This is a genomic window from Lamprobacter sp. (genome assembly GCF_034860625.1).
Classification (GTDB): domain Bacteria; phylum Pseudomonadota; class Gammaproteobacteria; order Chromatiales; family Chromatiaceae; genus Lamprobacter.
In genome coordinates this window covers 26860-41435 of the sequence record NZ_JAYESN010000022.1, presented here as the reverse complement: position 1 = coordinate 41435, position 14576 = coordinate 26860, and the positions used below count along the sequence as shown (strand labels likewise).

General features: G+C 61.7%; 11 protein-coding genes. 5 read left to right on the top strand and 6 right to left on the bottom strand.

Annotated features, from left to right (window positions below; translation table 11 throughout):
- Nucleotides 1-6: 6 nt before the first annotated feature.
- Nucleotides 7-1416: a M16 family metallopeptidase gene (locus tag VBE63_RS08080; protein ID WP_416274519.1), complete on the bottom strand. Its 1410-nt coding sequence runs from the start codon at nt 1414-1416 to the stop codon at nt 7-9.
- The gene (locus VBE63_RS08075) at nt 1406-2911 is read right to left on the bottom strand and encodes a pitrilysin family protein (protein WP_323682502.1); all 1506 of its coding nucleotides are present in this window, start codon (nt 2909-2911) and stop codon (nt 1406-1408) included. The genes VBE63_RS08080 and VBE63_RS08075 overlap by 11 nt, the downstream gene beginning before the upstream one ends.
- Before the next feature lie 219 nt (nt 2912-3130).
- On the opposite strand from VBE63_RS08075, the gene ftsY reads away from it, so the two are divergent.
- The 5 genes from ftsY (at nt 3131) to VBE63_RS08050 (ending at nt 8961) form a co-directional block, all read left to right on the top strand.
- Nucleotides 3131-4423, top strand: a complete 1293-nt coding sequence (gene ftsY / locus VBE63_RS08070; RefSeq protein ID WP_323682501.1) for a signal recognition particle-docking protein FtsY — start codon at nt 3131-3133, stop codon at nt 4421-4423.
- Nucleotides 4420-5088 carry a cell division ATP-binding protein FtsE gene (ftsE, locus tag VBE63_RS08065; RefSeq protein ID WP_323682500.1) on the top strand — a complete coding sequence of 223 codons (669 nt, stop codon included), beginning with the start codon at nt 4420-4422 and terminating at the stop codon, nt 5086-5088. Before ftsY ends, ftsE begins: the two co-directional genes overlap by 4 nt.
- Entirely contained in the window at nt 5089-6084 is a 996-nt protein-coding gene (ftsX, locus tag VBE63_RS08060; protein ID WP_323682499.1) for a permease-like cell division protein FtsX, read from the top strand. It abuts the gene before it with no gap.
- Between the two features lie 252 nt (nt 6085-6336).
- Nucleotides 6337-7185, top strand: a complete 849-nt coding sequence (rpoH, locus tag VBE63_RS08055; protein WP_323682498.1) for an RNA polymerase sigma factor RpoH — start codon at nt 6337-6339, stop codon at nt 7183-7185.
- Between the two features lie 219 nt (nt 7186-7404).
- Entirely contained in the window at nt 7405-8961 is a 1557-nt protein-coding gene (locus tag VBE63_RS08050) for a hypothetical protein (protein ID WP_323682497.1), read from the top strand.
- A 6-nt stretch (nt 8962-8967) separates the two neighbouring features.
- Here VBE63_RS08050 and VBE63_RS08045 read toward each other — a convergent pair whose 3' ends face one another.
- The 4 genes from VBE63_RS08045 to VBE63_RS08030 all read right to left on the bottom strand — a co-directional run bounded on the left by VBE63_RS08045 (nt 8968) and on the right by VBE63_RS08030 (nt 14570).
- On the bottom strand, nt 8968-10413 hold the full coding sequence (locus VBE63_RS08045) for a hypothetical protein (RefSeq protein ID WP_323682496.1): 1446 nt from the start codon (nt 10411-10413) through the stop codon (nt 8968-8970).
- Between the two features lie 147 nt (nt 10414-10560).
- A complete protein-coding gene (locus VBE63_RS08040; RefSeq protein WP_323682495.1) occupies nt 10561-10836 on the bottom strand; it encodes a hypothetical protein in 276 nt (91 codons plus the stop codon).
- A 137-nt stretch (nt 10837-10973) separates the two neighbouring features.
- Nucleotides 10974-13067, bottom strand: a complete 2094-nt coding sequence (locus tag VBE63_RS08035) for an ABC transporter ATP-binding protein (RefSeq protein WP_323682494.1) — start codon at nt 13065-13067, stop codon at nt 10974-10976.
- 84 nt (nt 13068-13151) lie between these two features.
- Nucleotides 13152-14570, bottom strand: coding sequence for an ABC transporter permease (locus VBE63_RS08030; RefSeq protein WP_323682493.1), 1419 nt, complete (start codon nt 14568-14570; stop codon nt 13152-13154).
- Nucleotides 14571-14576: the final 6 nt, after the last annotated feature.

Sequence of the window (14576 nt, the reverse complement as noted above, 5' to 3'; positions counted from 1 at the left end):
CTGCTGTTACCGATTGAGGCGGCTTGAGGCGGCTTGAGGCGCCGATGTAGTTTGGCCCTGAGCAGGCTCAGCAACACCACCTACCGCCACCTGGGCCAGTCGTGAAGGGTCCACCCGGCGCTGGAAGGCGTCGCGGATCTGCTCGGCGGTCAGTGCGCGGATGCGCTCAGGAAAGACCTCGAGATAATCGAGCGGCAGATCATAGAAGCCGATCACCGCCAGATAGCTAACGATTTTGCCGTTGCCGGCGATGCGCAGCGGGAACCCGCCGGTGATGTTTTTCACCGCGGCCTCAAGCTGCTCATCGGTCGGCCCCTCTTCAATGAAGCGCCTTAGGGTATCCAGAAGCACAGCCTGAGCCTTGGCGGCTTGGGCGTTTTGGGTTTGCAGACCCATCACCAGCGGGCCCTTGCCTGCCAGCGGCAAGAAGTAGCTGTAAACGCTATAGGAAAGCCCACGCTTCTCGCGTACCTCCTCCATCAGCAGCGAGACCAGGCCGCTGCCTCCGAGGATATGATTGCCGAGATACAGGGCAAAGTAATCGGGGTCTCCCCGACGCATGCCGGGCTGACCGAGATAGAGATGCGTCTGACTGGAGGGAAACGCGATTTCCTCAACCCGCGCCTGCTCAAGTGCTGGGACCGGCGGCAAGGGCGGCGGCGCCCCGGCGCTGGGCAGCTCAGCGGAGATGCGGGTAGCCATGACCTCCGCCTCGGCACGCTCGAGCGCCCCGACGATGGCAATGGTGGCGTTCTCCGCCCCGTAATAGCGACCGTGAAACGCCTGCAGATCGTCCCTGGTGAGGGCAGCGACAGCCTCAGGCGTACCACTTGGGTCAGATGCGTAAGGATGATCGCCAAAGATCGCTCGATAGAGCGCCTTTTGGCCGATGGTCCCAGGGTCCTGCTCAGCGAGACGCAGCGAGGTCAGTCGGTTCTGCCGCACGCGATCGAACTCGTCCGCATCGAAGGTCGGTGCGCTCAAGACCTTGATCAGTGTCTCCAGCCCCACCTCGAGTGCATCAGGCTCAGTCAAGGAGCGCAATCGCGCGAAGCTGGTATCACGATCAGTCCCGGTCCCCAACTCGGCGCCAACCGCCTCGACGCGTTCGGCGATGGCATCGGCATCGAAGTCACCCGCACCTTCGGTCAGCATCGCTGAGGTCAGCGAGGCAAGACCAGGTTGATCGCCATCACGTGCGCTTCCAGCGTCGAACACCACTCGCAGGTCGACCATCGGCAATTCGTCGGCAGCAACGAACAGCACCTCGGCCCCAGACGGCGTTTGCCAGGTCTGGATCTCGGGAACCGCCTGGACCATCTGCGCCCAGAGCAAACCGAGTCCGATCAAGCCCAGCCGCAGCGGATCAGCGCCGCCTGTCTGGAAAAAGCCTGTCTGGAAATGCCTAGTGAACATTGCGAGCGCCTCCCAACATGGCCGTTGCCGGCGGCGCATCAGCTGCATCTGGCGTATCTGGCGTATCTGGCGTATCTGGCGTATCCAAGGATTGTGGCTCCAGCAGCGCAAGGGTGCGATGCTCGTTGATCAAGTAGCGCTGAGCGACATCTTGTATCTGTGCTGGGGTCACCGCCGACAGCCGCTCGACGGTTTGATCGACCAGCTCCCAGCCGAGCCCCACAGTTTCCAGCTGGCCGAGCAGCATCGCCTGATAGAAGACGCTATCGCGCTCGTAGACCTTGCCGGCAATTAGCTGACTGCGGATGCGCGCCAATTCCTGCTCGCTGACAAGCTCGGACTTGAGCCGTTCCAGTTGAGCCAAGATCGCTGCCTCCAGGGCCTCAACTGAGACCCCCTTGGCCGGCGTGGCATCGATCAACAGCATGCCCGAGAGCCGATTGAAGGCGTTATAGCTGGCGCCAACCGAGGCCGCGACCCGATCACCGCGAACCAGATTACGACTGAAGCGAGCGCTCGAGCCCGCATCCAGCACCGAGACCAACATCTCCAAAGCATAGGGCTCCCAGGGCTGCTCGGCATCCATCAGCGCCGGCGTCTTCCAGCCCATCAGCAGATACGGCTCCTTTGCCGGAGCCGCGACCACAAGCCGCTTCTCACCGCGCTGCTTAGGCTCCGCACGCGGGCGCGGCTGCAGATCCGGGCCAGGCTCGAGCGGACCAAAGTGCTTCTCGGCGAGCGCGAAGACCTCAGCCGGAACGACGTCGCCAACCACGACCAGGGTCGCGTTGTTCGGCGCATACCACATCCGATACCAGTCCCTGAGGGTCTCGACGTCCATCACATCCAGATCAGCCTGCCAACCGATGATCGGATTGCGATAGGGCGAAGCCGCATAGGCGGTGGCGTTGAATTGCTCGAAGGTCAGCGCCTTTGGGTCATCGTCGGTTCGCAACCGGCGCTCCTCCTTGACCACCTCGATCTCTTTCGCAAACTCATCGGTGGGCAATGCCAGGTTGCGCATGCGGTCGGCCTCGAGCTCGAACGCCACCTCGAGCCGATCCGCGGCCAGGGATTGGAAATAGGCCGTGTAGTCCCGGCCGGTAAAGGCATTCTCATCACCACCATTCTCGGCGATGATGCGCGAGAATTGACCAGGCGCCAGACGCTCGGTGCCTTTAAACATCATGTGCTCAAGTGCATGCGAGACACCGGTGACACCACCGTGCTCATAGCTCGAGCCGACCTTGTACCAGACCTGCGAGGTCACGATGGGCGCGCGAGCATCGCGCTTGACGATGACCTTGAGCCCGTTCTCGAGCAGGCGCTCCTGCACCTTGGGGCCGCCAGAGAGGAGGTCGCTGCTGGCAACCTCGTCGTTTGTTTCGGATTTTTCGGCTGTTTCCGCCGCTATCCGCTGCGGAAAGACGAGTATCCCGATGCCCGCGGCAAGGACAGCGGCAAAGAGCTGTTTGATGAAGAGCTGTTTGATCATGAGATAGGATCGGTCGAATCAGCGTAACCTGACTGGAAACTCACTTGTCTGGAAAGTTGGCGACGTACGCGCGTTGTTACAATATGGCGGCCCGGTCACTCTAGCACCGAAATCGCGCGGCCTCATCGACTCGCTCGAGTCATCAGATTCAGTCAACAAGCCTCAGTCAACAAGCTTCACCTAACAAGCACTACTACCAAACAAGTTGTCATAGCACCCATGTTCGGATTCGGAAAGAAAAAACAGCGTCAAGCGGAAGCCAAGGACGCCGACCAGATCGCCGACCAACCGCTGACGCCCAGCGCGCACGGACGAGAGGCTGAGCTGCCCGCGTCGAGCAGACCCTCGTTTGGACTGCTAGACAAGCTCAGGCGGGGAACTGCGCCGGAGTCGACAACGGGCGCAAAGCCAGAGCCGAGGTCGGCGCAGAAGACGACCTCAGAGCCAGCAAGGGCTGAACAGGCGCTCGATGAGCCGCCGCAGTCCCGGCATCAAGGTGTTGATGCGCCCGCCGAGGGCGAGCCCGGCCAGGGCCGCCTTGGCGAGGCCATCGCCCGCGCCACAGCCAAGCGCGAAGAGGATGACGCGCAACAACGGCGCCTGTTTGCCGGACTCAAGGCCGGACTGGCGCGCACCCGGGCGATCTTGAATGCCGATATTGGTGACTTGGTCTCGGGCCGAACCGAGATCGACGAAGACCTGCTCGAAGAGCTAGAGATGTTACTGGTCGCTGCAGATGTTGGCGTGCCAGCCACGCGTCGCATCATCGACGACCTCGCCTATCGGATAAAGCGGCGCGAGGCGCTAGAGCCGGACGCCTTTCTCGCCGCACTGCGACGTGAGCTGTCCGACATCCTGGTCACCAGCACGACACCGGTCAAGCAGCCAGCGCAGGGCCGACCCCAGGTGATCCTCATGGTCGGCGTCAACGGCGCCGGAAAGACCACAACGATTGGCAAGCTCGCGCGGCAACTAAAAGACGAAGGCAATAGCGTCATGCTCGCTGCTGGCGATACCTTCCGTGCCGCCGCCGTCGAGCAGCTACAGAGCTGGGGCGAGCGCAATCAGGTACCCGTCATCGCCCAGCACACCGGCGCTGACCCGGCCTCGGTGATCTACGATGCGCTACAAGCGGCCACCTCACGCGGCATCGATGTGTTGATCGCCGACACCGCTGGGCGCCTGCACACCAAATCGAACCTCATGGAAGAACTGAAAAAGATCGCGCGGGTGATGAAAAAGATCGACCCAGAGGCGCCGCATGAGGTGATGTTGGTGGTCGACGCGACGGCTGGGCAGAATGCACTGCAGCAGGCGTTGCAGTTCAACGAGACCTTGCCGCTCACTGGCATCACCCTGACCAAGCTCGACGGCACGGCCAAGGGCGGCATCATCTTTGCGATCGCCGACCGGCTCAAGGTGCCATTCCGCTTCATCGGTGTCGGCGAGAAGGTGGAAGACCTGCGCCATTTCGACGCCGATAGCTTCCTTAATGCGCTGCTGAGCCCGTGATCCGTTTCGAGCATGTCAATAAGCGTTACCCGGCGCGTGGCGAGGCACTGAAAGACCTCAGCTTCGAGCTCGCCGCTGGTGAGATGACCTTCCTGACCGGCCACTCGGGCGCTGGCAAGAGCACGCTGCTCAAGCTGATCGGCCTCCTTGAACGACCGACCCGCGGCCAGGTGATCGTCGATGGACGCTCACTCGGCGAGCTGCCGCGTCGACGCATTCCTTTTCATCGGCGCCGCATCGGCATGATCTTTCAAGACCACCGGCTCCTCAATGATCGCAGCGTCTATGAGAATGTGGCGCTGCCGCTGGCAGCCGCTGGCCTGCCGAACCGGGAGATCGGCCGCCGGGTGCGCGCAGCCCTCGACCAAGTCGGTCTCCTGGCCTTCGAGCGCGCGCAGCCGGTTGCGCTGTCCGGCGGGGAACAACAGCGGGTCGGAATCGCGCGCGCCATCGTGGGCCGCCCCCCGATCATCCTCGCCGACGAGCCCACCGGCAATCTCGATCCCGAGCTCGCGGGCGAGATCTACGATCTGTTCGAGCGCTTCCATGAGGTCGGCGTCACCCTAATGATCGCCACCCATGATCAGGAGCGGATCAGCCGCATGGCCTATCGCATCCTTCGGTTGCACCAAGGCCGGTTGGTTGCCGACTCTGGGAACTGGTAGATGGCACAACGTCAAACGCGATCTCTGCGTCACCGGCAAGGCAACCGCCATGTCGGCAGCAGCGGCCTGATCCAGCGCCGATTGTCGGCCTGGCTCGAACAACATCGCGAGACCGCGATCTCGACACTGTACCGAATGCTGCAGCAGCCACTCGGCACCCTCATGACCCTGTCCGCGGTCGCGATTGCGCTCGCATTGCCGACCGCGCTCGTCGTCGCCCTCGACAATGTGAAGCGACTCGGCGGCGACTGGCAGCGCAGCGCCTCCGTCTCGGTCTTTCTCGAAGCCGAGATCGATGAAGCGCAGGGGGCGCAGCTAGGACAGCGCTTGCAGCAATTCTCAGAGGTCGAAGCGCTCAGGCTCATCTCGCGCGCTGAGGGATTGAGCGCGTTTCGCGCCTACAGCGGCCTTGGCGCTGCACTGGATCAGCTGAGCGAGAACCCGCTGCCCGTGGTGCTCGAACTGCAGCTTAAGCCCGCAGCGCTCGAGCCTGCCCCATTGACCGCGTTGATTGAGCGCATTGAGGCACTCCCCGAGGTCGACTTCCTGCGCGAGGACGCGCACTGGGCACAACGCTTCCAGGCCATTCTTGCCCTCGTGCAGGCCGCTGTTGCACTGCTCGCGCTGCTGCTCGGGCTTGGTGTGCTGCTTGTGGTCGGCAACAGCATCCGACTCGAGATCGAGAATCGCCGCGACGAGATCCGCATCATGGGCCTAGTTGGCGCCACGCCTCGCTTTGCCCGTCGCCGATTCCTCTATAGCGGCGCTTGGTATGGCCTGTTCGGCGGCCTGCTCGCTGGACTGCTCGTCACCTTGATGGTCTGGCTCCTCTCCGCTCAGGCTACCAGTATCGCCGCCGTCTACCACAAGACCTTCAGCATCCAGGGTCTCGGTCTCGCAGACTTTGGCGCCTTGCTGCTCGGCAGCACGCTGCTCGGCATCATCGGCAGCTGGATCGCGGTCGGCCGCCACCTTGATCTCTGCGACGATCTTTAAAGCCGACTGTCAGCCGATCCTAACGCCTAACGTTGACGCCGATTAACGGAAACGGGCGAACTTGTTGAGTACCAAGGCATCGAAGACTTAACACCAAAACCGGTAGATCAGCGAGGGTATCTTCGGTATTGTCTAGCCTTTGACATAGGAACTTTCCGTTCAAAGCCTGCTCGAAAACCCTGTCGCGACTATTGTGAAACGTCGCCAAGCCTGCTAGCATTATTCCCGAGCAAAACACTAGGGTATTCCATCATGACCAACGACATCGCGGCCATTGGAACGTTATCGACTGGCAACATCGATAGTTACATCTCGAGCGCCTACCAGATTCCCGTCCTAACCGCCGAAGAGGAGCGCTCCCTCGCCATCAGACTGCGCGACAACGGGGACATGATGGCAGCGCGACGCTTGGTGCTGTCACACCTGAGATTCGTCATCCGAATTGCCCGTGGCTACCTCGGCTACGGCCTTCCGCTGCCCGACCTGATCCAAGAAGGCACCGTCGGCCTAATGAAGGCAGTGCGCCGCTTCGATGCCGACGTCGGCGTTCGGCTCGTTTCCTTCGCTGTGCACTGGATTCGCGCCGAGATCCACGAGTACATCCTGCGCAACTGGCGCATCGTCAAGGTGGCCACCACCAAGGCTCAGCGTAAGCTTTTCTTTAATCTTCGCAGCTCGAAGAAGCGCCTTGGCTGGTTCACCAAGCAGGAGGTCGATGACGTCGCCGCCGATCTCGGCGTCAAGCCTGAGACCGTCCTCGAAATGGAGTCGCGGCTCTCGAGCCACGATATGTCCTTCGACGGACACGAGGACGATGACGACGAATCGCCCTCTGCCCCCTCAACCTATCTTCCAGATATGCGGATGGAGCCTGGCACCGCCCTTGAGCGTGAAGACAACGACGACTGGCAGCGTGAGCGCCTGTTCGCCGCACTCGACCAGCTGGATGAGCGCAGCAAGACCATCCTGCGCGAGCGTTGGCTGAACGAACGCAAGCAGACGCTGCACGAGTTAGCCCAGCAATTCAATGTCTCAGCCGAGCGCATTCGCCAGATCGAGAAGAACGCCATGACCAAGCTGCGCGTCCAGCTCGAGCTCTAAAGCCAGCCAGACGCCAGATCTGACAGCTCGAACTCGGATCTGACAGCTCGCTCTGCCAGCGAGCCATCAGGCTCGTCTCCAACAACAACCTGCAAGGGCCCTGCATCGGGGCCCTTGCGCGTTGAGCAAAAACCCAAAGCCGGGCATCATCCAGCGGACGAGAAACACGGGTCCACAGCGTTCGAGTCGAGCGCGGGATTCACCAAACGCTGAGACTGAATGATGCCCCACTCCACGCCCTCGAGACAGCCGCATGCCCGTATCAGCCTGATCGGCTTGCTTGGCAGTCTGCTCCTCGCGCTTCCAGCCCTGACGGCAGCCGCTGTCCCGGCAACACCCTTGATGACGCTCTACAAATTCAACGGCCCGCTTGAGATGCCCTTTTATAGCATCGGGGCCAATGGCCCAGGTAGCCCAGCTGGCAGCCTGGCCCAGGGCACTTCGGTGATCCCCTGCCTTGTCGTTCGAAACGGGCGCGCACTCACTGATGCGAAAGGCACCCCATACGTTGGCTTCGAGGTGGTCGTCGATCCGTCCAAGCACAACGGCCAGGCCGCCACGCGCAAGTTCGAGCAGATCTTCGCCGAGCGCGCGTCACTGAAGGTCGAGAATCATCATTGCGATAGCAGCGTCCGTTACGTACTGAACGTGCGCGACCTCTATGTGCTCAAGAAGCCGCCCTTCTTCGATCCGCCCGGCAAGGGTGACCCCGCGGCCGCCGAGCGCGCCGGCAAGACCGAGCTGGACAAGATCATTCGGGTCTTCCACAACTCCCCCGAGTGCGCCGCTGTCGATCGAGACGCCATCGGGCGGCGCGCCCGGCTCGCCAGCGCTTGGAACCGCTTCATCGCCAAGCACGACGGGCGCTGGGACGCCACCACTCTCGCCCGCGCCAAGCACTTGGACTACAGCATGCGCACCGCCATCTTTGAGGGGCATCTCGATCGCGGCTGCACCGCCTATGGGGCCTGCGAGCGCAACGTCGTCGTGCTCTCGATCCGCAATCGCGGGGTTGGACAATGCCTAAAGCGACAGGGCTGCAAGTTCCCCGGCGACTTCCAGGGCATCTCCTCGGATGTCGGCCAATACAATATCTGGGACGCCTACCTGACCCAGATCTCCGGCCTCACCTCTTGCTATCTGCGCACTGATCTCGCCAACCAGGGCGATTACCCTCTGTATCAGGGCATCTACAGCCAAAGTGTCGGCGACGCCGAGACCATCCTCTACGGCGGCACAGCAGCATTGACAACCCTCTTCCCCGGCAACAGCCTCAATGACCTGACTGAGCTACGCCACTACTACCATCCACCAGCGATGGGCAAATGTTTTCCGCAGCATCAGCGGGTCGAATATATGTCGGGCGCGGTGGCTGAGAAGGGTTCCGACCATGTCTTGATCGCCAATACCCGGATTCAGGTTGACGACCGCGTCGGCAGCGGCTACCGATTCAAAGCATTCCGCTTCGATCAAGAAGGGCCCATCGATGCGGTGCGCGTCGAGGACAATTACCCGGGCTTCATCGTCGATGGCCGAAAGGTCAGCCTCGGTGGTGGTGGTGGCTGCACGCCCTATGGCGTCTCCAGTGGCTGCCGCTTTTCGAACATTGGCCGCTACCGGCGCACCCCAAGCTGGCTCACCGCCGGCAAGCCGCTTGCGCTCAACTGCCGCATTCAGGATCGCGGCGCATCCTGCAGTGGCAGCGGCCGCGAACACTCCGTCACCGTCGGCGGCGCTTGCGACATCGACATGATGCCGGTCTCAGGCGTGCATTGATCCGCGCTACTCTGGGCTCTCGCCCAAGGTCTGATAGTACTGCTTGATGTCTTCGCCGATCGTGGCCGTGATCTGATAGAAGACCTCGTGCGAGACCCGGACTGGCGCATCGTCGACCTGATCGGCCTGGGCACAGGTCTCGGCGATGAGCCGATAGAGATAGTTGAGCACGAAGCGCGGCTGGCGCAGCTTATCAAGGGCGCCGAGGATCTCGCGCTGCGGGATCACTGACGCGAACAGCTGATCGAGCGGATAGGGGTCGGTGGGATCTTCGCGACAGATACGTAAGCGCGCGGACATCATGTCGAACAGCTGCTTATCGCCCCAGCGGAACGGATAGATGATCTTCTGCTTGTCGAAGCGTGCCTCATTGGCCTTCTCCGAACTGGCCTTGCGCACCGCCTCATAGAGCTGCCGCGGTAGCAACATCTTAAAGCTGAGGTTCGGATGCAGTTGCAGGATGCGATTGTTCCAGAGCGGCCAGACGAAGTCCTCCATGCGCTCGCGGTCACCATTGATTAAAGAAGGCTCGTCGACCTTGTCCATCACCACCACGATCTGCTGATAGCCAAGGCTGAGCACGACATCGATGAACTTGGTGGCGAACAGCCGGCGCACATCGTCGTCATCACGCCAACCGGTCCGCTTGACATCCTGGTCCTTGAGGTAACCCTGGGGAATCGAGCGCAGTGCACGCTCGACATCCTTGGCATTGCGGTCCCGCACCAGGATCTCTCGTTCCGCTGCGCGCGCAACGCCGCGATAGAAGGCGCTGCGGACCAAGGGCAACAGGCCCAGCGAGAGCAGTGCGGCGCTGGACTCCTTGAGACTCGCGAAGAAGCCACCAATCAGTCCCCGTGGCATCAAACGCTTGGAGAGTGACGTCATGATGCGGTTATAGCGATCTGGGGGACCGCTGACATAGAAGGCCATCAGCATCATCAGATCATGACGCCGGTATTGCTCCAATTTCTCCAAGTGGAGGTCAGCATCCTTGACCTCCTTAAGCAAGGCCTCCATGCCACAGACCAAGATCGCATCCAGATGTTGGGCAAGGCCAAAATCCTTCAGCGTCACCGCCACCTCGCGGCGCCGATCCTGCTCCCGCTTGCGCTTGAAGGCTTCGAGGAAGCCGTTGAAGTCATCGTAGTGCAGCAGCAGGATGCGCTTCTGCTCCTGATCCCCATCCTGATGCAGGTGGTTGAAGTGCTGGATATTCTTTTCCAACGCTAGGCGCAGGGCTGACTTGCCGCTGCCCTTGACGCCAAAGATCATCGAGGTACCGCGTCCTGGCGGATCTCCGAAAAACTTGTCCCAAGCCTGATGATTGAAGGTGTAGCCGGCCTGGTTGAGCAGATCCTCGAAGACCTTGTCGTTTTGCGCTTCTTCCTCGATGAACGGGTTACGCACCAGTCCATGAGATTTTAGGAACTGAGCCATCGCAATGGACATGGACAGAAATACCTATTTCGACGAATGGCAGCCTGCCGATCGCTGTCGACTAGCCGTCCAGGAGACGGGAGTATCAGACGCGGGCTGGCTCTCGGGGATCAGGGATGAGCGCCACCGACACAGGGAGTTGGCGGCCGCCAGCGCCGATCAGAGCTTTGGCGAGTGCTCGATGATGATGAACAATAGTATGCCAAACGAAACAGCCAGCATAATCAGGCGCGAGGTCATTGACTTCGAAACATAGCCATGGAGCTTGCGCTTGATCTCACAGATAAAACCGCCTTCCGGGGCCTTGCGCATCCGGCACAAGTGCAGCGCTAAACGGGCAAGGAGCCGCCGAGCGATATCAAAGACGGAATACAGAAAGACGACGAGCGCGACAAAGGTCGCGATGCCGAGCAACCAATTTTCGAGATAGCCCATGATGATATTCCAGGATTTAGGTCTTGGACAGGGGTCTCATTGTCTACCCTTTGCCCGCTAGGGTCTATCCTGCCACAGTGTCTCAGCGGTGTCTTTGAGATCTATGGGTCAATGGGCGTTCGCTCAGGCATCAAACGTCAGGCGTCAATGCGCAAACAGCGAGCGCTGTGCGTCTTGCTGAGCTGAATCGATTGCGGATAGGCTAGCGCGCAGTCCGGGATGGCCCAAGGGCAGCGCGGATGAAAGTGGCAACCGGCCGGAGGTGCAGCCGGTGACGGCATGTCGCCCTCGAGCCGGATGATCTGGTGACGCTCAGCCTTATCCATCATCGGCACCGCCGAGAGCAGGGCTTGGGTATAGGGATGGCGGGGCTCATCAAGCACCTCGGCGGCCGTGCCCTGCTCGACGACACGGCCTAGATACATGACAGCGACCTCATGCGCCAGATAGGCGACGACCGAGATATCGTGGGTGATGAACAGGTAGCTGAGCCCCAGCTCATCCTGGAGCCGCTTGAGTAGATTCAGGATCTGCGCCTGCACCGAGACATCCAGGGCGCTGGTCGGCTCATCGCAAACGATCAGCTTGGGATCGACCGCCAACGCCCGCGCAATGCAGATACGCTGGCGCTGGCCGCCGGAGAACTCGTGCGGATAGCGGTCCATCGCCTGCTCACCAATGCCGACCTGCTCTAACAGCACCGCGACCCGACGCCGTCGTGCCGAGCGGCTCTTCTCGAGCCCGAGCGACTGCAGCCCCTCTCCCACGATGTCACCAACCAGCATGCGCGGATTCATCGAGGCGAAGGGATCTTGGAAGATGATCTGCAGATCCTTGCGGTAGCGGCGCATCTGCCCGGCCCGAATCGATGCCAGATCAACCCCCTGGTAGCGCACCTGGCCGCCCGTGGGCGGTTCGAGCCGCAGGATCGCTTTGCCAATGGTCGTCTTACCGCAGCCCGACTCGCCGACCAAGGCGAGGGTCTGCCCGGCCTTCAGGCGCAGATCAACCCCATCGACGGCCTTTACCTGACCGACCCTGCGGCGAAACAGACCACGCTGGATCGGAAAGTGCACCTGCAGGCCATCGGTCGCCAGCAGTGGCTGCGGCTCAGGCTCAGTCACCGATGCGGCCGGAGCCGAGGGCGCCTCCAGTGTTTCGGCATCCGCGGGTTTTGCTTCCGGTTCTGGTTCTGGTTCTGGTTCGACTTGGATGCTGTCTGCTGCAAGCCCCCTAGCGGCTGTCTCCTCGAAGCGGGCCGGCCCCACGGCCCAAAGCAGGCAACGCACCTGCTGCTCAGGATTGGGCTGATACCAGGCAATCGGGGCGTTACGGCAGGCGGATACAGCATCGCCACAGCGCTCGGCGAAGCGACAGCCAACAAACGGCTGATCGAGGGGCGGCACCCGCCCCGGAATCACCGCTAGCTCACCACGGCGCTTGCTCGCGCTGGGCACGCTCTCCATCAGCTTGCGGCTATAAGGATGCGCCGGTGCGGCAAAGAAGGCATCGACGCTGGCCTCTTCGACGATTTGACCGGCATACATCACCGCTAGCCGATCCGCTGTCTCGGCGACCACACCCAGATCATGAGTGATCAGCAACACCGCCATCCCAGTCTGCGCTTGCAGCCCCTTGAGCAGCTGCAGCACCTGCGCCTGGATGGTCACATCCAATGCAGTCGTCGGCTCATCGGCGATCAGCAGCTGTGGATCACCGGCCAACGCGATCGCAATCATCACCCGCTGCTTCATTCCGCCCGAGAGCTGATGCGGAAACTCGCCGGCGCGCTGCGCAGGGTCGGGGATACCGACCGCGCGCAGCAGCTCGACCACGCGCTCGGCAACCGCTGTCTTCGACAAGCGCTTGTGCAGACGCACCGCCTCGGCGATCTGCTCCCCCACCTTGAGCACCGGATTCAGCGAGGTTTGCGGCTCTTGGAAGATCATCGCCATGCGCCCGCCCCGCAGGCTGCGCATCTCACGTTCGGTCAGCGCCAGCAGCTCGTTGCCCTCGAGCTGCACCGAGCCGCCCAGGATGCGGCCCGTCAAGGGCAGCAGCCGCATCAAAGACAAGGCCGTCATCGACTTGCCACAGCCTGATTCGCCAAGCAGGGCCAGGGTCTCACCGCGCCGGATCGAGAAGCCGATGCCATCACAAACCCGCACTGGGCGCTCTCCGCGCCCCAGCTCGACGGTCAGATTGGAGACATGAAGCAAGTCATCGCTCATCGAGACAGGCCCAGGTGGCGGATCATCATTAGATAGGTCTTAGGCAAGGTCGCTCCCAGGCCATAAGGCGCCGACGCAGCACGCTCAGGAGACTGCGCGCAGTCGAGGATCGAAGGCGTCTCGAACCACGTCTGCAAGCAGATTAGCAGCCAGCACCAGCGAGAACATAAAGACAAAGGCGGCCAGGAGCGACCACCAGACCACCGGGTCACGCGCCAGCTCGAGCCGTGCGCTATTGATCATATTGCCCCAACTGTTCATGGTCGGGTCGACACCGATGTTGACATAGGACAGCACCGCCTCCGCCAGCACCAAACCGCTGAAATCCAGGACCAGCGTGATCATCACGATATGCAGGACATTGGGCAGGATATGACGCGCGATCACTCTCGAGTGGCGCACGCCCAGCGCGCGCGCGGCCAAGACGTAGTCGGTCTCACGCAGCTTCAGTGACTCACCGCGCAACAGCCGGCAGAGCCCAGTCCAACTGGTGATGCCGAGGATGATGCAAAGGAACAACAGACGCAGATCGGCGCGCTCGACCAGGCTCTGGAACTGATCGGCATGGTTAGTCATATAGACCTGCAACATCAGGATCGCGGCCGCGATCAGCAGCACGCCAGGGATGGAGTTCAGGGTTGTGTACAGGTACTGGATCACATCATCGGTGCGACCGCCGAAATAGCCGGCCATGATCCCCAGGATGACCGCCGCCGGCAACATCACCAGGGTGGTCAGGGTGCCGATCACCAACCCGGTGCGAATGCTCTTGAGACTCTGATAGAGCACATCTTCGCCCACTTTATCGGTGCCGAGGATATGGTACTTGGCCGCCCACTCCGCGGCGACGAGGCTGAGCAGGAGCATCAGCCCGACCGTGATCAAGGCGACACGCCAAGGGGCCTTGGTCTCGCCGCGCCAGATCGCACCTGCGCTGTCATGGAATGGCTGACGCCAGCGTAAGGCGAGCAGAGCGATCAGAGTCACCATCAGCGCGGCCCAGAGGGTCAGGCCCTTGACCAGCCCGAGGAGTCCTCGCAGCAGGAGATCGACGCCGCGCTGTGACGGATCAGCGAGGTGCGCCCCTCCGTGCTCAAGGCGCGGATAGCCACGGATCAAGCCGCCATCGGGCTGCTCGATCGGCTCCTTGACGAACAGATGGGTCGCAAAGGGGGCCGAGAAGGTCTTCTCCTGGCGCTCGCGCAGACCACTGAGCCAGAGATCAAGCACCGAAATGATCTGGGTCGAATAGGTTGAGGTTGGCTCCTCCGGCGCAGCAACCTCTGCCACGGACTCAATAAGCGGATGAAAATGCAGCGAGTCGAGCAGACCGATGCCGACATAGAACAGGATCACCACCAGTGCGGCAACACCCACCGGCGAGCGTCCCACCTGGCGCCAGGGCCCCCGTAAATGCTCATGGCGCGCGGCATAGAGCCCGAAGCCGACGCCAACCAGAATGAGCAGGAAAATCAGCGCATCGGTGATCAGAATGACCGGCACGGCAGC